This window comes from Candidatus Eisenbacteria bacterium (assembly GCA_030017955.1).
Lineage (GTDB): Bacteria > Eisenbacteria > RBG-16-71-46 > JASEGR01 > JASEGR01 > JASEGR01.
Map to the genome: position 1 here is coordinate 1 of JASEGR010000033.1, position 20,659 is coordinate 20,659.

A 20,659-nucleotide genomic window follows, 5' to 3' on the forward strand; every position below is an offset into this window, starting at 1 on the left:
TTCCTTGTCTATGTCTTTGCCCCCGGACACGACACTTTCATAGGGGCTTCTCGCCCCTCTGACAATCTCCCCGAAACCCGGAGCTTTACTCCTTAAAGACCTCTATCGCCATGTCCGGGCAAATCAGAGCGCACAGTGTGCAGCCATTGCATGCGTCCATGTTTACCGCAACGGCAGGGTGATATCCCAGCGGGCCGAAGTCTTCTGACATCCCGAGGACCCCGAGAGGGCACACAGAGACGCAAAGCTCACAGCCCTTGCATCTTGACTGGTTGATCTCGACTTTCCCTGCTACTTTTGGCATCCGGTTAACTCTATCATAGCTCTTTCGTTAGCGCAACAACTTCTCAGGCAACCACAAAACCGAGGACGCTTACGCTTTTCGCTCCAGCGTCTTCCAGTACCCCTGCGCAAGATGAGACAGTCGCACCCGTAGTGACCACGTCATCCACCAATATGATGTCTCTTCCTTCAACCAGGGATCCCATCTTCACCGTAAAGGAATCTCTAACGTTGAGCCATCTTCTTTCTGCGGGAAGCTCTGCCTGGGACATAGTCAGTCTTTTCCTTTCAAGTGCGCCGGCGATGACGGGTATGCCGGCCGTTTCTGCAACTTTCCCGGCAAGGATTTCGCTTTGATTGAATGTACGCTCTCTCATTCTGGTCCGGTGCAAAGGGACCGGAAGAAGCACCGAGTCTCTTCTAAGCAGTGAAGAGTCGTGAAGAGAGAGAGACATCAGCTTTCCCATCGCGTCTCCCAGGAACCTGTGTCTTCTGTACTTGAAAGCATGTACAAGAGAAAGGATCTCGCCTCCTGCAACGAATACCGCTTTTGCCCTGTACGGCTTGTGTGTGTTCTCCGCGCAAGCGACCCTCTCAGGGTATGTAACAGCTCTCCTTTCTGACATTCCGCATGCAAAACAGAACTCCTCGCAAGCCGGCTGCACATTCGCCCAGCACGCTTCGCATACTGGTTCGTTTCTCGTCACGTGCCCACCACATGAAACACAGCTTGAGGGAAAAAAGATTCCGAAAAACGTATCCAGAAGGAAGGTGCATGCTCTTCCGTGACTTTCCCCGCACCTCACCGCCGCACTCCTTTCCCACAGTCCGGAAGTTGTCTCAGTCGTTCACGGAACTGCTTCTCTCGACGCCCTTGCGAGCGCGTCTCTCATCTTCTCGACGGGAGCTCTTCCACCTGTCCAGAGCTCAAATGAAAAGACCCCCTGCCACAGCAGCATGGACAACCCATTCAGTGTCTCAAATCCTCCTTCCCTGGCCTTCTTCAAGAATCTGGTGTGTGAAGGCGAGAAGATTATGTCAAAAACCACCGCCCCCTTCTTCAAAAGGGAAAGGTCCACAAGCATGCGGCCAGCATCCGACATTCCGACCACTGTTGCATTAACAAGGAGGTCTGTCTCGGAAAGCACAGAGCCAACCCGCCTGTCGCCATAGGACATTACGGATACTACCTTAGCCGGATGCAGCCACTTCTTCACCGCTTCGGATTTCCTGGTGAGCACCGTGAGACCGCATGGCTTTCTCTTCAACACTGAAAAGGAAATCGCTCTTGCTGCCCCCCCACCTCCCATCACGACAATGTTCTTCCCTCCCAGGTCAAAACGGGCTTCGTCAAGCGATCTGAGGAACCCTTTCCCCTCGGTATTGTAGCCGACGAACTTGTTTCCTCTTTTTACGACAGTATTCACGGCTCCGCATTCCCTGGCCTCATGCGAGAGTCCGTCCAGGAACGGTATGCAGCACATCTTGAACGGCGCTGCCACATTGAAGCCCTTTGAGCCCAGCGCCTTGAGACCTGCGATAGCCTGTCTGAGGAGGGGCGGTTTCACTGAAAAAGGCACATACACATAGTCAAGCCCCAGAAACCTCAGACCCTCGTTCTGAAAGGCCGGGGAAAGAGACCCGATCAAAGGAAATCCTAATATGCCCAGAAGAGATGTCTTCTCACCTGTCCCTGCCCAATTCACTGTTCTGTCTCCGGCACTGTCACTGCGGCTCCACGCTCCCTTCTCAGGAATCCTTGCACAAGAAAGGCGGCAGAGACGACGAGCAGCGCATAAGGAATCATTCTTCCGAAGTTCGAACCGACCTCATAGAATCTGGTACAGTCGATGAGAATCCTTGCACATGAATCCAGGAAAACCAGGCACATGAAGAGAGAACCGTCTCTTTTCACTCTCCTTCTAAGAAGAATGACAAGGATGAAGATTAGAAACCCCGCACCGCTGGAATAAAGCTGCGACGGGTGAACGGCGACTTGTCCGAACTGATAATCCGCGTATGAGCCTTTGGGGAACACTACACTCCATGGAAGGGTTGTCGGCACTCCGAAACAGCATCCGTTAACAAAACAGCCTATTCTCGTTATCCCTTCCCCGAGGGCAAGGGCCGGAGTCACTGCATCGCAGAACCGGAGGAGGGGCACTCTTTTCCTTCTGAGGTACGCAAGACCGACAACAACCGCCAGCAGGAATCCGCCATAGAAAGTGAGGCCTCCCTCCCAGACTTTGAGAATATCCAGAGGAGCCCTCCTGTACTCCGCCAGGTGAGACAAAACGAATGCCACTCTCCCTCCGACAAGGGAAGAGATAATTACAATCAACGAAATGCTCGGCACCACCTCGCTGTCAATGCCCTTTCTTCTCAGCTCTCTTGGAGCAATCAGAATTGCAATCCAGAAAGCTATTGCCAGCATCAGCCCGTAGGCCTTGATCTCAAGCGGTCCTATTGACAGGATAACCGGGTGCAATCTTCCTCCTCCTCTGGATTCAACCAGCCGGGAAACCGGCCGAGACCGGAATCATTCCATATCCTTTCCATATTCTATCATGTTCGCGGCTCTCATCATCAAAGAAGTTCATGATTGTGAGTATCCCGATTTCAGCGACCACGGTGCCCGACGGCGAGTGAGCGTTTCGCCGGCTCCGCTCCGGGATGACCCATCTATGGCTCGCCAGGCGGGGAATCCTTGCCCCTCCCAGCCTCTGAAGGGCTGGGTATCCCCACCTTGCTCACCAAGATGGGTTCCCCATCCCTCCCGCGAAAGCCACCTCACGGCTCATCGCCGTCAGAACTCATGACGTCTCAAATGCACGTTGAATACAAGGCCGGCGAGTGAGAGCGTCGTAAGAAGTGATGACCCTCCGTAGCTGACAAATGGAAGCGGAATGCCGGTCACAGGCGCAAGTCCCACGGCCATCCAGGTGTTCACTACAGCATTGTAGAAGATGGATGCAGATGCACCAACCACCAGGAGGCTCCCAAGCTTACTGGGAGATTTTACCGAAATGCTTATGCACCTGAGGAACAATACGAAGAAGAGAAGGATGACAAAAAGAGAGCCCAACAGCCCGAATTCTTCACCAAGGACCGAGAATATAAAATCTGTGTGCTGAGCCGGAAGAAATGAAAGTGCCTTCTGGGTTCCCTCAAGAAACCCTTTGCCGAAGACTCCTCCGGAGCCGATTGCTATCTTCGACTGAATAATTTGATACCCTGCTCCGAGCGGATCTTTTCCAGGATCGATGAAAGTCAGTATCCTGTCTCTTTGATACTGCTCGAGAGACCTCCACACAAGAGGGCTCCCTGCGCCGAGTGCAATATTCACGAAGAACGATGGCAGAGAAATCGAGAGCGGAATCCTCGCATAGTAAAGGAAAAAACCAAGACAGAAGACGAACGCCACGAACAGAGGAGTAATGAAACCGAAACACGTGCTGAGCACAGGGGAAAGCATGAGGATGAGGTAAAGCTTGGGGGTCCCGGCCCAGTACGCCATCGCCAGGAATATGAACAAAATGGAGATTGCGCTTCCGAGATCAGGCTCTTTCAGGATCAGAAGCACCGGCAGGACGGAGAGAAGCAATGGAATAATGAAATTCCTCGAATATTTCATGTTCGTCCTCGGCTTTGAATAGAATCTGGCAAGAAGAATTATGAGGGCGAATTTTGAGAACTCTGACGGCTGAAAACGGAGCGATCCAAAGGCAAGCCATCTTCTCGCTCCAAAGGCCTCTGTACCCGCGAAGAGCACGAGAGTGAGGAGAAGAACTGCCACCGAGTAGAAGTATGGAGCGAGTCCATCGAAAACTCGCTGAGGAATGACTGCGACAAAACACATAACGATGAGCCCTGTCGCCACCCAAAGGAGCTGCCTGGGGAAAAGGTCGTGTCTGTCGCTCTTGCCGATCGGTTGTGTCGCGCTGAAAACAAGGAGGAGGCCGACGCCAAGCAGGAGAAAAACAGTAACAAGAAGTACCCAGTCTATGTGCCTTATGTATTCTCGTCTGAAGAGCATATTGCTTCCTAGATCCCGCCCCTATCGAAGGCCCGGAAGTAGTGGTCCATTATCTTCTGGGCGATTGGAGCAGCGACCGTGCCGCCGTGGCCGCCATTCTCGACGATAACGCACAGCGCGATTTCAGGAGTCTCGGCGGGCGCGAAGGCGACAAAGATGGCATGATCCTCTCCGAAAGGATTCTGTGCGGTGCCTGTCTTCCCGCAAATTACCACGCTCTGAACTCGAGCTCTGCTCCCCGTTCCGGAGGGACCTTCAACAACACCCTCCATGGCGCTTGCCACGGTCTCAAAGAGACTGCGGTCAACTCCCTTCACCTCGATTTTCTCAAGTTTTGTGTAGATCGTCCTTCCATCCTGGACTCTTATTGCCTGCAGAACATGCGGTTTCAGCACAACCCCGCGAAGGGCGACTGCCTCTGCGAGAATAGCCAGCTGAAGAGGCGTGGCAAGAATCTCTCCCTGGCCGATCGCGAGATTGAGAAGAAGACCTCTTGCCCATTTCCCGGGACCGAATTTCTTGTCATAGAAACGTTTGTCCGGAATAAGCCCTCTTCGCTCCCCCGGGAGGTCGATATCGGCCTTTTCGCCGAGGCCCACCTCTTTTGCATACTTTGAGATCCTATCGAGGCCAACCTTTAGGCCCACCCGATAGAAGAAAACGTCACAGGACTGGACAATCGCATCGTGGAGATTCAACGAACCATGCCCGTTCTCACTCCAGCACTTGAAGACCCGTCCACCATATGGGAACTTGCCCGAGCATGAGCCGAGGGTTGCATCCTCACGCAGCGTACCCGAGGCGAGCCCTGAGATTGTCGAAACAAGCTTGAACACTGAGCCCGGCGGATACGTTCCCTGAATCGACCTGTTCAGTAACGGTTTCCTTCGATCCAGCAAGAGCTTCCTCCATTCCCCGAGACTCAGCCCTGACGAGAAAAGATTCGGGTCGAAAGCCGGTCTGCTCACCAAAGCGAGGACACCACCGGTTTTCAAATCCAGAACAACAACAGCCCCTCTTTCCCAGTCGCCGAAAGCGCTTTCTGCCACGCGTTGAAGATCTCGATCAACCGTGAGAACTAACGTGCTGCCTCTTCTTGGAGTTCTGGCGAGCGACTTGTCAAGAAGCCCGACTCTCCTTCCAAGGGCGTCCACTTCAACGAGCCTTGCCCCGTCTCTCCCCCTCAACAGATGATCGTATTCCATCTCGACTCCACCCCTGCCGACAAGGGAGCCGGGGCCGATCTCCGTGCCGGCTTCCTCAAGCTCATCAGCTGAAACTTCCCCGAGATATCCGAGCAGATGGCATGTTGTGTCACCAAGGGTGTAATGCCTGACCGGGGCCACATCTATTTCCACTCCCGGAAGCTCCGAGAGCCGTTCTTCGACGACGCTTATTTCATTGAGCGAGGCTCCGCGCCTGACAACGATCCTTCCATATGACGCCGACTTCCCGCTCATTGCCTCCGAGAGGATGCTGTCCTCATTCACTCCCAAGAGCCTGCCGACGGAGACAATTGTTGACTCGACGAAGGCCTCTTTTCTCAAATAGCTTCTTTCAAACGCATCAAGAACGATGTTGAAAGAGGGAAGGCTGTTTGCCAGGACCCGGCCGTTCCTGTCACAGATATCGCCCCTGGGCGACTGAAGGACATCTATCCTGACCCTGTTTTCGTCCGACAATTGTTTGTAGCGTGGAGATTGAAGAACCTGGAAGGTCAGCACCCTTAGCGCCAGCAGAGCGAACGCGACGACTGTTACGAGTTCGAGAACTCTGCCTTTGCTTTCTCTCTCTGTCAAAATCGTTTGCTCCCGTTGTCAATCGACCGGAAAGAAACTCAACCCCTGCCCTCGAGCTTAACCTTTGTTCCCACCAGCTTCATGAAGATGCGGAACAGAACCGGGGAAATGGCAGAGGTGTAGAGGCCCGATGGAATGCTGACCCATCCCAACGATTGTAGAATGTCAGCCAATCGTCCGCCGGTAGTCAGAATCAAGAAAATGATGTCGTGAAGAAGACTGAGGAGAAAGAGAACGAGGAATTGCGCAAGAGAGCTTTCCCTGTTTATGTGAACCCAGACATTTCCTGCCACGAAACCTGCCACGGACATCGAGAGTGCGTTTATCCCCAGCAGGTGAGTCGTCGAAAGGTCAACCACGAGGCCAATGACAAACCCGGCGACGCTTGCCGGGATAGGCCCTCTGAGGAGGCCGATATAAACTACAATGGCCAGAAGGAGGTCGGGTCTGAAACCGAGGATGGAAATCTTTTCAACCAGCGAACTTTGTATCGTGAATCCAAGAAGAAGAACCAGGACAAGGAGAATTACCTTCATTCACGCCTCAATACTCTGAGGCCTTAGACATCCTGGAAGAACCTGCGGGTCCGCGTTCGCTCTCGGTAAAGACTTTGAGGAGACTCCCCATTTGCTTTGAGCTTCTCAGCACAGTCACTTCCTCCAGCCTGGCAATTCTGACGCTTGGTTCAACGACTATGTCCTTGAGAAACGTGTCCTCTGCAACACCCACCTTTCGAACCGTTCCGAGCTTAAGCCCGCCGGGAAAAACTCCCCCCATCCCGGATGAGAAGACTTCGTCACCCTCCCTCACATCCTCACCGACTGGAACATACTTCATCTTAAGCGCCCCGACTGAGCTCTCCCACGAGACTATTCCGTGAACCCTCGTCCTCCGCAGACGTGCCGCAACGGAACACCTACCGCTTGTTATGAGATCGACAATCGAATACTGCCCGAACACCTGCCCGAGTTTCCCTGCGACTCCATCTGACGAGAGAACCGGCATCTCCGGCGTGAGACCGTCCTTCTTTCCCTTGTCTATTGTCAGAGTGGAGGCAAATCGTTCGGTGGACCTCGCAACAACCCGGGCAAGCACAAGGTCAAGCCCGGAAGAGTGCGCAAACTCTTTCATATCCATTCCGCTCTGCTTCCTGAGGTTCTCCTCCAGAAGAAGCTCTTTCTCAACCGATGCCTTCACCGCGAGATCGGCAAGTTGTTCGTTCTCTCTTTTGAGCTCAAGGACAGTCGAAACGAAGCTGCCCGTCATCTCAAAAGGACCAAGCACAAAGACCCTTAATGCGCGTGCAGTCCTTAACCTCCCTCCCTGGTCGGCTGCCATCAGCGTAAATGACAAGAAGATAAGAACGAGGAGGACTGTTGTTTCTCTCTTGCGATCGAAGAGGCTGGTAGCAGAGGCCAAGGGACTTAGTCCTTGACACTCTTCATTATGACCTTCTCGAATTCTGTGAGGTTGTCGAGAATCTTGCCTGAGCCAAGAACAACACAGGTGAGCGGGTCTTGTGCAATGGAAATCGGAAGATTCGTGGCCTCTCTGAGGAGCATGTCCAGACCTCTCAACAGTGAGGCGCCTCCGGTCATCACTATTCCCTTGTCAACTATGTCCGAGGAAAGCTCAGGGGGCGTCTTCTCCAGACAGAGACGCATGGCGTCTACTATGGCTCCAATCGGCTCCTGTAGTGCCTCTCTGACTTCGACTGAACTAATCCGTATAGTCTTAGGTATGCCCGCTATGAGGTCTCTTCCTTTTATCTCCGCCTCTTCTTCCTGTTCCAGCCTGAAAGCTGAACCTATCTGCATCTTAATCAACTCGGCGGTCTGATCTCCTATGAGAAGGTTATAGGCCTTCTTCACGTACTGCATGATTGCCTCATCCATCTCATCCCCGCCAACTCTGACTGAGGTGTGAGTCACGATGCCGTTGAGCGCCATGACTGCGATTTCAGTCGTCCCTCCTCCGATATCGATGACCATGTTTCCGGACGGCGTGTCCACCGGCAGGCCGACCCCTATTGCAGCAGCGATTGGCTCTGCCACGAGGAACACTTCCCTCGCACCGGCATGCTCGGCAGAGTCCCTCACCGCCCTCTTCTCAACTTCAGTTATTCCCGAAGGCACACAGACTATGATCCTGGGTCTTACGAGAAATCTTCTTTTCTGCACCCTGGTGATAAACTCCCTGAGAAGGTCCTCTGTGACCTCGAAGTCTGCAATCACACCATCCTTGAGCGGTCTGACAGCCATTATTCCCTCGGGCGTCCTCCCGAGCATTGCCTTTGCTTCCCTGCCTGCGGCAAGCACCTTGCCCGTCGACCTGTCAATCGCGACAACGGAAGGTTCGTCAAGCACTATCCCCCTCCCCTTCACGTATACAAGAGTGTTCGCAGTTCCAAGGTCAATCGCCACATCATTTGACACTAGACCCATGAGGCGATCGAGAATCATTCTACCCTCCTATTGTCTCGGACGTTTTCCATCAACTTAACCCCACGATAAATGCTGAACGAACTTCGAAACTACCAAAACGTAGGCCTGGTAGCAAGACAATTCTGCAGAATGCACCCGGAACCGTCCGGAGTATTTTTCGCTTGACCGATTTTATCCTATCTGTTATCAAAGGTAAGGATTCCTCAAAGAGGAGGACAAGTTGAGACCACCGAGAAGTGCCGTGTTGATTTCTCTCCCTGTGTTCATGTTGTTGGCTGCGTTTCTCGCCGCCGCCGGCTCGTCTGCATCTTTTCTTCCTCCCCCCACCGAGCAGGTCCCGCCGAAGGAAGAGAAAACCGAACAGCAGAAGAAATTTCTCAGAATTGGCGAGGACACGAAAATTTTCGGCAGAGTCTCCGACGCACAAGACAGATCCCTGTCCGGCATTTCAGTCGAGCTTTTCGTCGGCGGCCTTGCCGCTGGCTCAGCGATGACTGATGAGCAGGGAAGCTACTCATTCAGCATCCCGATCGACTATGGAAAGAATGAAACAATAGCGCTCTGGTTCGTCTCCAAGAACACGCGGCTTATCCACAAACTCTATATCCTGAAGGAAAGCAAGTCTGCGAAAGAGCACAAACTGCTTTCACCGTGCGTGCCGCGGCTTGAGCTTACGCCCTCAACTCTGGTCAATGCTCAAATGCTCGATGCGCAGATGAGAATCAAGCAGGTATCCCTTTCTAACTGCCTGAAGCCATAGCAGCAAGGCTATCCCTTCTTCTCATCACATCTCTTTTCAAACCGTCAGATAGTTCACACCTCAGGGCGTCATCGAAGGCGCGAACTGCCTCTCCATATTTTCCAAGGCTTGCCAAGAGTTCTCCGTATTTGGCGAGGGCAGCACCTCTTCTTGGATGGTCAGGATAGTATCTGATGAACCCCTCCAGTATTTCAGCTGCATCTTTGATCCTTCCGATCTTCTCGCTGCATTCAGCAAGCGCCAATTGCGCCGAAGGCCGCGGGCATGAGCCCCGCACCTGCCGTGCCATCTCCTTGTAACACTCTACGGCCGGCTCGCATTCACCGTCCTTAAGGAGCGTTGACATGGCCTTCTCGTATTCCTCCTGGGCAGACCTCTTTTCCCCGGTTATGGCCAACGCCCTTGCAAGCTGAAGTCTTCCCTCGGCATCACCGGGAACAAGCGATGTATACGTCATGTACTCTCCTATCGCCGCGTACCATTTCCCTTTGTCAAAGTATCTGTTTCCCCTGATGAGCTTCACCTGGTTCGATGCAGCCCTCCTCATGTCGAACATCAGAGCAAGCGCGATCCCCATCAGGAGGCCGGAGAGATGGGCCCAGTAGGCAACCCTGGTACCTTCACCGCCGGCTGTCGCCAGTCCGTAGGCGAGCTGAATCAAGGCCCACATGAGAATCGCGGCCACGGAATTCATGTAATGCGCCGCACCACGGACAACGCCTTGAAGGAAAAGCATGGAAAGCGAGAGGAGTTTCACCCGCAAATAGTAGAATCTCACGACGAACATCCCCATCACTCCAGCGACTGCTCCCGATGCGCCGATGATGCGGAAGTTGGGATTCTCACCCAGCTTCACTGCCACAGCAGATTGGACAAGTGTTGAGATGGCTCCGCAGACAAGAAATGAAACAAGGTAGCGGCTCCTTCCGATACTGTCTTCAACGCACGACCCAAAGAGGAAGAGATAGAACATATTGAGACCAAGATGAAGAACATTCCCGTGTATGAATGTCGCTGAAAAAGCGGTGATGACACTCGGGAAGTAGGGAAAATGTGCGAAGAGAGAAGCGTCTTCCCTGAAGGCGGGTACGAATGTGGAAAGAACGAAAATTAGTGAATTGAAGCCGACCAGGCCCAGTGTGACGTAAGGCGTCCGCTTGAGTTTTACCTCGGTTCCTACCGGCAGGTAATAGAAATAGTACATCGAGGCATAAAGCCTTTCACCATTCCCCGGTCAGCAAGGCACGTGCTTCATCTTCGAAAGGAAACGATTCGCAAGAGAGCATGACACCGCGGAGTCTAATGTCGGAAAACCTGTTCTGTCAACAATGGGCCTCGCATCGCTTCGGGATTTGACCGATGGACTGGTATCGCGAGACCATGAGGACGCAGAAACAAAGAGGGATGTCCGGTTTTACCGACATCCCTCGTCATCACTTAGAAAACCGATGTTTCTTTCTACCTATAAGACGCCTTTATCTTTCCCCAGGTAGTAGGGACTACCGTTGTCGGACCGCCGACTTGACTGAACGTTGCGGTGGCATAGTTACCGATTGCCTGATGCTCGTCAACAGGCGTTACCTGGACTCTCCATATATCCCCTGTCTGGGTGTCGGCTGCCGGCACAGTGTTTCCGGTGTGGTCTCCCCTTCCGGCATACTCGTCGTCAACGAAGCCGCCCGTTCCAACATCAACGAACCACCGGTAACGATAGGTCACGGCATCCCCGTCCGGGTCGCGCGGGTTCGGGCCAACTACGTGCACAACCAGGTTATCGGTGTCAAAAGGACAGCTCGGCGGGCCGGGTAATAGCTCGAGCAACGGCCTATAGGGAGGATTGTTCGGCACTCCGTGTCCCCAGGAATACATTATCCTGAGCTCGCTGTACTCAACTGTTGTTGCCCAATAGCACAATTGATGGTGCATGTCGATGTCCAGGAAAACGTTCAAGAGACCGCTGCCAAGAATTTCCGAGATCGGAATATCGAACATCGTGGTCGTCCACTGGTCGTCCAGTCCCTGAAGATAGCCGGGGTCAAGCAGTGTGCCGTTGACATGAATTCCGTCAAACTCCCCATCCAATCCCCATGTCGCCTCTGAATCCACATCCCAGGCCTTCACCGTGAGGGTTGCGGAGTAGATCGCAAGATTCGGATCTGCCCAGTGGGGGAAATTATGCTGCCAGCCGAAATCCAGATCGAACCAACTGTAGAAATTGAATCCTCCGATGGAGTCACAGCACCATTCCGGGTTGTAGAAGGGGCCATAATAGTGAGGCGGGGTACTCTGTGCATTAATCCCCTGTACAAATGTGTAGGTGCCGTCACCGTTGTCAATATCGTATTCCCAACCCGGGGTAGTTACCGCACGGCTAGGACCCCAGCTGTCTTTCGTGTCCCCCCTTATGTCTGTAGCATACGAGACAGAGTTCACGAGAAGCACGGAAAGCACAAAAGCCAATGCAATAAGCATTCTGGAACGTATCATCTAAGAGCCTCCTTTGCACTGCTCACACCAGACTTGGGGGAAGTCCAGTCTATGCTAGCCCCGTAGTACCCTAACTATAGGCCCAGACCCGAGAGGAACGTCTTCAACAGCCCTGGAAATCGCAAGAACGTCCGGTCAAGGCCAATGTCTTTCTGTTTAAAACTCTTAATATAATACCACGTTCCAGCCGCCCCTGTCAAGCCACTTCTGGAGTCAGCAAAAAAGGCTCAATTGAAGATAATCCTCCTGGCACCACGAAACAGACGCATCAGAGACGCATCATAGAGCCCCGTTCCTCCTCTCACGCTTCCCATCCTGACCTGGCCCTGGCAGTGGATCATCCGCCCCGACCCGATGTATATGGCCACGTGTGAGATAGCCTTTCCTTTCTTGCCAAAGAAAAGAAGATCCCCCGCAAGAAGTCTGTCCTTCCCCCGCGGCCATGAGATCCTGCTTCCCGATCTGAATTGGTCCCTGGAATCTCTCGGCAGGGAAAGCCCGTTCAATTCAAATACAAACTGGACAAACCCGGAGCAATCGAATCCCTTCACACTCTTGCCGCCCCAAAGGTACTGAACACCCAGAAGCGACCTTGCGGTCCTGACAACAGATTCAGCAGACCCCTCTCCTCTTCGTGGGCCGAGCAGCAGATCCTTCTTCCTAATCCATCCCTTTCTTCCGTCGGGCAGAAGCACTCTTACCCAACTCCCTTTTGCCCCTGCCGCAGTAAGCCGCGAACCCATGACAGCATCCGTAAGACCGTGAGAAGTCTCAAGCGGCCTTTCTCTAACAAATGTAAGGGCAGCCCCTACCAGGACCTCCCTGTTTCGCCTTGCGGGTTTTCTTACCGACAGGTACCAACTCCTCATCCAGCCCGCGTAGCCGTCTGGAAGCGCGACCTTCAGCCAGGTACCCGTGCGATTTCGGCCCAGGATCTCGACCTCGGTCCCCATCAGCCCCTGTGAAACAAGCTCGGAAGAGTGGGAAGGCCTTTTCCTGAGGTCCGCCACACTGGTCGCCACGACTTTTCTCATGCCGGAGTTCCGCCCCCCCAGGGTTTCTCACCAATGCCAATACTGCGTCTGAAGCTCATCAACCGCCTGCCTGGCTTAGAAGCTCATAGTTCCCAAACCCCAGCCTGTCAACAAAAACGAATTTCCTGCTTGGCGCGAAGTAGTACCATATTTCATAGGCAGGCGAATTCATGCTCATAGGCTGCGCTTCAATCTGGTGGGGTTCACCGAGCATTATGTACACTCTTCCCCTGTCCGTCTTGGATCCCCGCTCAACCGAACCGAATTTCTTGTCGGCATATCTTGCCCTCTTGAAGAACTCGACCATGAACTCATTTCTCGCGGTTTCAGGATATGGGTCTCTCCTCCTCCAAAACTGCATCCAATACTCTTTTCTCTCTTGTCCTTTTAGCTCCTCCAGTTTCGATATTTCTTCGTTGGAGGAAATGTAGCGGAGGAGGTCGAGGATATCCTCAAAATCTTCATCCAGCGACACCTTGGATTCGTCCATCTCGAAACGTGCCTCTTTGCGGATACGCTTTCCGCTTCCGCGTCCTTCGGCCGAGACCCTGACATAGTATTCGCCGAACAGGTACTTGGAAGTCGATATTCTGAGCAGAAACGGAGTCACCCTGCCCTCGGCCCTCGCCAGAGTTCTGCCCGAGTCTTTCTCGTTCCCTTCATCATCATAGACCGCGTAGGCAACGGTGAAAGAGCTGTCACCCCGGCCTGGCGGCGTACCGTACAGTTCACCGTAGATGCACAGAATGCTCTCCGCTTCTCCAAATCTCCTCCCTGATTTCACCGATCTTCTGGCCTCACTCCGGTCCTCGCTCGAACAGGTCCCGAGCTTGAGATCGCTCATTGTGGGGCTCGAAGAACCATAATCTTGCATGGAGATGTCGGCACGAACCTCCGCAGTCTGACCCGAGTTGAGATTCTTGGTCTTGACGACCAGCACGTACTTTCCGGCTGGAATAGAGAACGTGAACACTTCCGAAAAGCTGAGCTCGGAGGAAACCGTTTCACTGTACTTGTCCGACACGACCTTTCGTCTCCAAATCTGCCCTTTCACCTGTCTGCCTTTTGTGTCATAGAAGACGACTGATATGTCGAAAGCAGCCTCAAATCCAGCTTCTGATTTAACGAACTTAAGCTCTCTATTCTCAACCTCGTAACTCACCTCAACAACATTGCCACTTCCCTTTTGCCAGAAGCTGAACACATCGGCTGAGAACAGCGGGTGCCCGACTGACACATATTCTTCCTGGGTATATGCTGGGGGCAGGAAAGCAGACGGCGAAACCAACAGAGTCAACGCAATTGCTGAAACTATCTTATTGACGGACAACACCAGCGATTTCCCTCCCTGCCAAGCCTATTTTCTTTCCTCTCTCGAGTCAAGAGAGACTCACAGACTTCTGGAAAACGAAGAACCGCTAATTGCCCTTGAAACATGGCGTGAAAAGTGCGATAATTAATATAATGAATTCGGGCGGCATGCCCTAAGACAAATGAACAGGATAATCTACCTTATACTGCTCTTCTTTTTATTTTCTTTGTCTTCCCCCTGTTCTGCTCTGGTCATCTTTGACTTTGAGCAGATGTATTTCTTTGAGAAGAACTACAGGGTGAAGGACCATTGCTTTGTCAAAATTGACACTCTCTATCATCTCTATTACATCAGAGCTCCTCTCGCCCCTGATGGACCTCAATTCGAAGACAGCCTCGGCCATGCAATCTCGACCGACCTGATCCACTGGACAATTCTCCCGCCTGTCATCTCTGTCCAGCCAGGCACCTGGGAAAATGAGGCAGTCTGGGCCCCACACGTAATACAGGGCCTGGACATGAAGTACTACATGTTTTACACGGGGGTCAATTCCAGCATAGCCCAGGCCACGGGTCTTGCAACCTCAACAGACGGATTCACATGGATCAAATGGCCGGGTAACCCCGTCTACATCCCTGACACAACCTGGGCACAATGGAGTACAAACTCCTGGTCCGACTGCAGAGACCCGTTCATATTCTTCGAAAACGGCCTCTACTACATGCTCATCACAACCAAGAGCAAGACCGGCCAGGCAACAATCGCCTGCGCAACCTCAACCGACCTCGTCAACTGGACCGACAGAGGCCCAATCTACGCCCATGAGGCCCCTGACTACTCCAATCCCCTTGAATCCGTGTTTCTTCTGAAGAGATTCGACAAGTACCATCTTTTCTTCTCAGAGTACCCGGTGGGGGGCACGTCCTATATTTCCTCCGACTCTCTGCTCTCCGGCTGGAATTTGTCCCGGCGCGTGATCCTGGACCTGGGTGGCGCGGCAGAGATTGTCGACGATTCTGGAACCGAACTCTTTTCAAGGTACACCTGCTTCCCGGTTGGAGGAGCTTACTGGTACGCCATCAAATTGGACACGCTTGTGTGGGAGAATCAGTCTCCCCGGGTTTCAATCCCGGGTCCCCTTCAACGCGACTGGCGCCCTGTCTGGGGGACAGCTTTCCACGCGCAATCCACTTTCGGAGACAACACATACGTCAGATCCGGCATCCCCTCGGGACTACAGGGCAACTCCTGGATAGGAACATACGAGAGGTTCCAGGGCCCTCTCCAGCCAACCACCGGGCTCGCCGGAGACTATCAGGGAGATGTACCCGTTGGAGAGCTCAGGTCAGGAAATTTCGTGCTTGATGGCTCGAACATCACCCTCTCTGTTGGCGGCGGGAGCAAGCCGGATTCAGAGTTTGTGGCGCTATGTGACGCATGCGATGACCGGGCAATCTTCTCGGAAACCGGAAAGAACTCGGAAACAATGGACCTGAGAACTTGGAACATAGGTCTTATGAGAGGGAGAAATGTTTACATCAAGGTTGTAGATGCCAGCAGCTCGCCCTTTGGGCACATTAATGTGGACAACATATCTGAGAATGGGCAAAGTTCTACGACACCGCAGTACCCAACCGTGACAGTGCTGGAGCCAAATGGAGGAGAAGTTTGGGATGAACAGAGCCAGCATGGCATATGGTGGGTTGCCGCGGGGACAAACGGTCTCGGCGCGGATTCTGTCTCGTTGTTTTATTCAATTGATGATGGGTTCAGGTATATCCCTATCGTCAGAGGCCTGCGAGGTGACCCGCCTTACTACTGGAATCTACCGTCGACGCCTTCCGACCAGTGCATAGTAAGGGTCACGGCCTACACGAAGGCGCCGTTTGGCTGGTGTGACTGGAGTGACCAGGATTTCAAAATACGGGACATAACCCCTCCGCAGGTTTCGGTTCTTGCGCCCGCCGCCGGAGATACTCTCAGGGGTGGAACGGCCACCGTGATTTCGTGGGCCGTGACTGACAATGGAACCATTGACTCGACCAACATCTATCTTTCGGTTGATGCCGGAAGAACGTACCCTTATGTCATCATCACCGGACTTCGCAGCGGGGGACTCAGTGGAAGTTCATCCGATTTTCAATGGAACATACCATACTCCTACTATTCGGACAGCTGCAGAATCAGCGTCACGTCCTACGACCGCGGGCTCAACGCTGGAACCGGGGAGAGTGATCTGTTCAGAATCTTGAGGCTCTCCGATGTCAATCGCTCCGACCGGAGCCCTCTCACGCTATCATTCACGCTCAACGCGGCGCCTAATCCTTTCTCCAGCGAGATCGTCATAACGTTTTCCCTCCCATTGCCAGGCAAGACAAGGGCAGACATATTCAATGTCAAAGGAGAAAACGTGAGGACTCTGTTCTCGGGCACAAGCAGAGGAGGGAATCATACCCTTGTCTGGGACGGCAGGGACAGCAATCGAAGCCCCCTTCCGTCCGGAGTGTATCTGATCAGGGTCGAATCTGAAAAGGATGCTCTCACCAGGAAAATTGTCCTCCTCAAATAAGCTCGCAATACCCAGGTTTCCAATTGAAATATCCGACCCAGACGACCTGATATTTCTCCATCAGCTTAAGAAAGATGAGATTCACGGCAGGCTTAGAGAATTCGAAAAGAAGTTTCAAGAAGACGATTCTTCGATCTTTTCCGAGCTCTGCTTCTGCATCCTGACTGCGAACTCAAGTGCAATGTCAGGATTCAGGGGAATTGAATCGCTGGGCGATATCCTGCTCAAGGGAACCAGAAATGCGCTCCGGGCAAGGCTCAGGGGCCGTCACAGGTTCTGGAGGACAAGGGCGTCCTACATATTTCACACGAGGGAGTACCTGAGGAAGACCTGTGGCCTCAAGTTGAAAGAGAGAATCGTCTCTTTCTCCGACAGAGATGGGCTCAGAGACTCATTCGCAGCGGATCCCGGAATAAAAGGGATTGGCTACAAAGAGGCAAGTCATTTCCTCAGGAATATCGGCTTCAGGGGGTATGCGATCCTGGACAGGCATATACTGGGTTGCCTTTCCCGCCTCGGAGTGATTGACTGGTCCGGGAAAGGTCTTACACCGGCCAACTACCGGAGAATCGAGGCAGAGTTGAGGAACTTCGCTTCCTCGGTAGGGATAGACATGGATGAGCTCGACTTGCTTCTCTGGTGGTCAAGGACCGGCGCGATTCTCAAGTGACCCCTTCCTTCATGCTGTGGATGCACCCGCAGTAGTTCTGACGATACAGATTCATTTCCTTCGACAGCTCTATGCTCCTCTTGAAGCCATCCTTCTTCTTGAAGTTCTCACAAAGGAATTCAACTCCTGTACGCACCCCAACTTCCCTGCCCAACGCGATAATCAACCGGGAGTCCTTGTGAGGACTGACAGTGAGCACAGTACTGAAAAAGTCGCAGCCGTTCTCTCGGGCAAACAAAGCCGTTTTTTCCAGCCTCACGGCGTAGCACACACGGCATCTCTTCCCGCCTTCAGGTTCCTCCTCAAGTCCGGTCGTCTTCTGAGACCAGACCTCGGTCTCGTACGCACCCGCAGTCAAGATAAGGTCCCATCTGCCGCATGCCTTTCTTGACTCTTCCAGTCTCTTCAGATACTCCTTTTCCGGATAGATGTTCGGGTTGTAGAAAAACGGAACGACGTCGTATTGATATACGAGTCTCTCTATCGCGGAGGTGGCATCAGGACCGCAACAAACATGGAGTGCAAGACTCTTTCTGGTGTTTGGCTCATCCAAGGCAAGCTCCAATGTAGGAAACGGCCCTCCCGATGTCAACATGCCGTGTTGCATCCTTGAGCACGACATTAACCTTGAAATCCGGATTCGAATCTGCTATAAATAAAGATGTAAAGGAGGTTCTCACCCGACGTGAAATGGTCGCTCCGAGGGCTTCTGCTTCTCCTTGTGCTTCTTTTGTCTTCCCCCTGTTCTGCTCTGGTCATCTTTGACTTTGAGCAGATGTATTTCTTTGAGAAGAACTACAGGGTGAAGGACCATTGCTTTGTCAAAATTGACACTCTCTATCATCTCTATTACATCAGAGCTCCTCTCGCCCCTGATGGACCTCAATTCGAAGACAGCCTCGGCCATGCAATCTCGACCGACCTGATCCACTGGACAATTCTCCCGCCTGTCATCTCTGTCCAGCCAGGCACCTGGGAAAATGAGGCAGTCTGGGCCCCACACGTAATACAGGGCCTGGACATGAAGTACTACATGTTTTACACGGGGGTCAATTCCAGCATAGCCCAGGCCACGGGTCTTGCAACCTCAACAGACGGATTCACATGGATCAAATGGCCGGGTAACCCCGTCTACATCCCTGACACAACCTGGGCACAATGGAGTACAAACTCCTGGTCCGACTGCAGAGACCCGTTCATATTCTTCGAAAACGGCCTCTACTATATGCTCATCACAACCAAGAGCAAGACCGGCCAGGCAACAATCGCCTGCGCAACCTCAACCGACCTCGTCAACTGGACCGACAGAGGCCCAATCTGTGCTCATGAGGGCCGCAGGCCGGCTGATCCTATGGAGTCCCCTTTTCTTGTGAAGAAGTTCAATAAGTACCACCTTTTTTTCTCGGTGTACGAGGCAGACGGGACATCTTATCTTTCTTCGGACTCCTTGCTCTCCGGGTGGGATTTCTCAGAAAGGACGTTGGTTGACCGTGGCGGTGGCGCCGAGGTTTTCGGTGTGGAGCAGACTCAACTGTTCTCAAGATACAAGACATTCAACGTTCAGAGGACGGAGTGGTACGCAGTGAAGATAGACACCCTTTTGTGGGAGAACGGGCTTCCCGTGGTCCGGATAAATCATCCATTGAGTAAGGATTGGCTGATCGTCTCAGGGACTGCTTTTACGACCCAGCCGACCTTCGGAGATAATACTTTCCTCAGGTCAGGAATTACTTCAGGGCTTGAGGGTAACTGCTGGGTTGGGACGTACGAGAAATTCATGGGACCGCTTCAGCCCGCCGGAGCATTTGCAGGAGATTCTCAAGGGGATAAGGCAATAGGAGAACTTAGGTCGAGGAGTTTCATGCTTGAAGGGTCAACAATCAATCTTCTCGTCGGCGGCGGATACAAGCCGGATTCGGCTTTTGTCGCGCTTTGTGACGGATGCGACGACGCGGTGATTTTCTCTGAGACTGGAAAGAACTCTGAAACGATGGACCTGAGAACCTGGGACGTGAGTCAAATGAGGGGGCGGTGGGTGTACCTGAAGATTGTGGATGCTAGCACCACTGCCTTCGGCCACATAAACGTCGACAACATTGTCGAGACGGGTCAAGGTTTGGACTGGCCGGAAGGCCCGCCCGTCACAGTTACCCGGCCCAACGGAGGAGAGCTGTGGGAAGAAGGAACGAGGCAGTCCATATTGTGGAAAGTGTCCAGCTGGAACGCAAATCCGATCGGCACTGTATCGATTTCCCTGACAACGAATGGCGGGAGAAGCTACGTTCCGATAGCCACAGATGTCTCGAGCAGACCTCCTTTTTACTGCATTCTGCCGAATACGCCCTCGGATTTTTGCCGGGTCAGAGTGACGTTCAAGAATGAGTTCGCAAGATCCTGTGATGAGAGCGACCAGAATTTCACGATTGTCGACAAAACTCCCCCGTCAGTCTCAGTCCTGCCTCCATCCAGACGCTCTAACGTCTCCGGTTTCATCAGCGGGAGCGATACCCTCTTTGCCGGGAACCCGGCAGTGATTTCGTGGGTGACCCAGGATAACGGAACCATCGACTCGACCGGCATCTACCTCTCCGTTGATGGCGGGAACAGCTATCCCTACTGCATAATCAGCGGCTATCGCTACTCATCGCCTTATGTTTGGCGCGTTCTGGGCATTTCTTCCGACAACTGCAGGATCAAAATCTGTGCATTTGACCATGGGTTGAACGTGGGCACCGGAGAAAGCAGCATCTTCAAAATCATCTGGGCATCGGACGTTTCCTCACGGGAAGCGAGTGAGGCAAGCCTTGGTTTTTCTCTGGGCGCATCGCCCAATCCGTTCGGCCGCTCTACCACGGTGTCAGTTTCTCTGCCTTCTTCGCGTGCCGTCAGAGTGGATGTCTTTAATGTGAACGGCGACCTCGTGAAAACACTCTTTTCAGGCCAGGTGCCCGTAGGAAAACACAGCATCGTCTGGGACGGAACAGGCCGCGATGGGGCCAACGTACCCTCAGGGATCTATCTTGTCAGAGCAGCATCCGGGAGCGAGAGCCTGATGAGGAAGATTGTCCTCCTCAGGTAGCAGCTCGTCAGGTCGGCCGGACGAGCTGAATCCAGCGGCCCGGGATCGGGGCGAGTCAAAGCATGAAGTATTGCTTCGGGGTCAAGGATGGTCCTTCACTGATAAACTAGTGTCGTGTCCCGGAAATTCCTTGTCTATCTCCTTGCCCTGGGACACGACACTTTCATAGGGGCTTCTCGCCCCTCTG

General features: G+C 53.1%; 18 protein-coding genes. 4 read left to right on the forward strand and 14 right to left on the reverse strand.

What is annotated here, in order from left to right:
• Positions 1 to 85: 85 nt before the first annotated feature.
• The 9 genes from QME66_06955 to QME66_06995 form a co-directional block, all read right to left on the reverse strand.
• Positions 86 to 304, reverse strand: a complete 219-nt coding sequence (locus tag QME66_06955) for a 4Fe-4S binding protein (GenBank protein ID MDI6808703.1) — start codon at positions 302 to 304, stop codon at positions 86 to 88.
• Between the two features lie 43 nt (positions 305 to 347).
• Complete coding sequence (locus QME66_06960) at positions 348 to 908, reverse strand: phosphoribosyltransferase family protein (GenBank protein ID MDI6808704.1); 561 nt, start codon at positions 906 to 908, stop codon at positions 348 to 350.
• A 222-nt stretch (positions 909 to 1,130) separates the two neighbouring features.
• Positions 1,131 to 1,988: a shikimate dehydrogenase gene (aroE, locus tag QME66_06965; GenBank protein ID MDI6808705.1), complete on the reverse strand. Its 858-nt coding sequence runs from the start codon at positions 1,986 to 1,988 to the stop codon at positions 1,131 to 1,133.
• Positions 1,985 to 2,770, reverse strand: coding sequence for a prolipoprotein diacylglyceryl transferase (lgt, locus tag QME66_06970; protein MDI6808706.1), 786 nt, complete (start codon positions 2,768 to 2,770; stop codon positions 1,985 to 1,987). Before lgt ends, aroE begins: the two co-directional genes overlap by 4 nt.
• A gap of 318 nt (positions 2,771 to 3,088) precedes the next feature.
• The gene (gene rodA / locus QME66_06975) at positions 3,089 to 4,318 is read right to left on the reverse strand and encodes a rod shape-determining protein RodA (protein MDI6808707.1); all 1,230 of its coding nucleotides are present in this window, start codon (positions 4,316 to 4,318) and stop codon (positions 3,089 to 3,091) included.
• An 8-nt stretch (positions 4,319 to 4,326) separates the two neighbouring features.
• Positions 4,327 to 6,117: a penicillin-binding protein 2 gene (mrdA, locus tag QME66_06980; protein MDI6808708.1), complete on the reverse strand. Its 1,791-nt coding sequence runs from the start codon at positions 6,115 to 6,117 to the stop codon at positions 4,327 to 4,329.
• 38 nt (positions 6,118 to 6,155) lie between these two features.
• The gene (gene mreD / locus QME66_06985) at positions 6,156 to 6,653 is read right to left on the reverse strand and encodes a rod shape-determining protein MreD (protein ID MDI6808709.1); all 498 of its coding nucleotides are present in this window, start codon (positions 6,651 to 6,653) and stop codon (positions 6,156 to 6,158) included.
• A 7-nt stretch (positions 6,654 to 6,660) separates the two neighbouring features.
• Positions 6,661 to 7,536, reverse strand: coding sequence for a rod shape-determining protein MreC (gene mreC / locus QME66_06990; protein MDI6808710.1), 876 nt, complete (start codon positions 7,534 to 7,536; stop codon positions 6,661 to 6,663).
• Between the two features lie 5 nt (positions 7,537 to 7,541).
• Positions 7,542 to 8,579: a rod shape-determining protein gene (locus QME66_06995; protein ID MDI6808711.1), complete on the reverse strand. Its 1,038-nt coding sequence runs from the start codon at positions 8,577 to 8,579 to the stop codon at positions 7,542 to 7,544.
• A 202-nt stretch (positions 8,580 to 8,781) separates the two neighbouring features.
• Here QME66_06995 and QME66_07000 point away from each other — a divergent pair, with 202 nt between their 5' ends.
• On the forward strand, positions 8,782 to 9,321 hold the full coding sequence (locus QME66_07000; protein ID MDI6808712.1) for a carboxypeptidase-like regulatory domain-containing protein: 540 nt from the start codon (positions 8,782 to 8,784) through the stop codon (positions 9,319 to 9,321).
• On the opposite strand, the gene QME66_07005 is transcribed toward QME66_07000, so the two are convergent.
• From QME66_07005 to QME66_07020, 4 genes are all read right to left on the reverse strand, one after another.
• Complete coding sequence (locus tag QME66_07005) at positions 9,302 to 10,525, reverse strand: rhomboid family intramembrane serine protease (GenBank protein MDI6808713.1); 1,224 nt, start codon at positions 10,523 to 10,525, stop codon at positions 9,302 to 9,304. The genes QME66_07000 and QME66_07005 overlap by 20 nt on opposite strands.
• A 254-nt stretch (positions 10,526 to 10,779) precedes the next feature.
• Positions 10,780 to 11,808 carry a hypothetical protein gene (locus QME66_07010; GenBank protein ID MDI6808714.1) on the reverse strand — a complete coding sequence of 343 codons (1,029 nt, stop codon included), beginning with the start codon at positions 11,806 to 11,808 and terminating at the stop codon, positions 10,780 to 10,782.
• A gap of 227 nt (positions 11,809 to 12,035) precedes the next feature.
• The gene (locus QME66_07015; protein MDI6808715.1) at positions 12,036 to 12,842 is read right to left on the reverse strand and encodes an NlpC/P60 family protein; all 807 of its coding nucleotides are present in this window, start codon (positions 12,840 to 12,842) and stop codon (positions 12,036 to 12,038) included.
• Between the two features lie 58 nt (positions 12,843 to 12,900).
• Positions 12,901 to 14,175, reverse strand: coding sequence for a GWxTD domain-containing protein (locus tag QME66_07020; GenBank protein MDI6808716.1), 1,275 nt, complete (start codon positions 14,173 to 14,175; stop codon positions 12,901 to 12,903).
• A 160-nt stretch (positions 14,176 to 14,335) separates the two neighbouring features.
• On the opposite strand from QME66_07020, the gene QME66_07025 reads away from it, so the two are divergent.
• Positions 14,336 to 16,723, forward strand: coding sequence for a FlgD immunoglobulin-like domain containing protein (locus QME66_07025; protein ID MDI6808717.1), 2,388 nt, complete (start codon positions 14,336 to 14,338; stop codon positions 16,721 to 16,723).
• A complete protein-coding gene (locus QME66_07030; GenBank protein MDI6808718.1) occupies positions 16,707 to 17,393 on the forward strand; it encodes an N-glycosylase/DNA lyase in 687 nt (228 codons plus the stop codon). The genes QME66_07025 and QME66_07030 overlap by 17 nt, the downstream gene beginning before the upstream one ends.
• Here QME66_07030 and QME66_07035 read toward each other — a convergent pair.
• On the reverse strand, positions 17,386 to 17,988 hold the full coding sequence (locus QME66_07035) for an epoxyqueuosine reductase QueH (GenBank protein ID MDI6808719.1): 603 nt from the start codon (positions 17,986 to 17,988) through the stop codon (positions 17,386 to 17,388). The genes QME66_07030 and QME66_07035 overlap by 8 nt on opposite strands.
• A 90-nt stretch (positions 17,989 to 18,078) precedes the next feature.
• Here QME66_07035 and QME66_07040 point away from each other — a divergent pair, with 90 nt between their 5' ends.
• Positions 18,079 to 20,472: a FlgD immunoglobulin-like domain containing protein gene (locus QME66_07040; protein ID MDI6808720.1), complete on the forward strand. Its 2,394-nt coding sequence runs from the start codon at positions 18,079 to 18,081 to the stop codon at positions 20,470 to 20,472.
• Positions 20,473 to 20,659 lie beyond the last annotated feature (187 nt).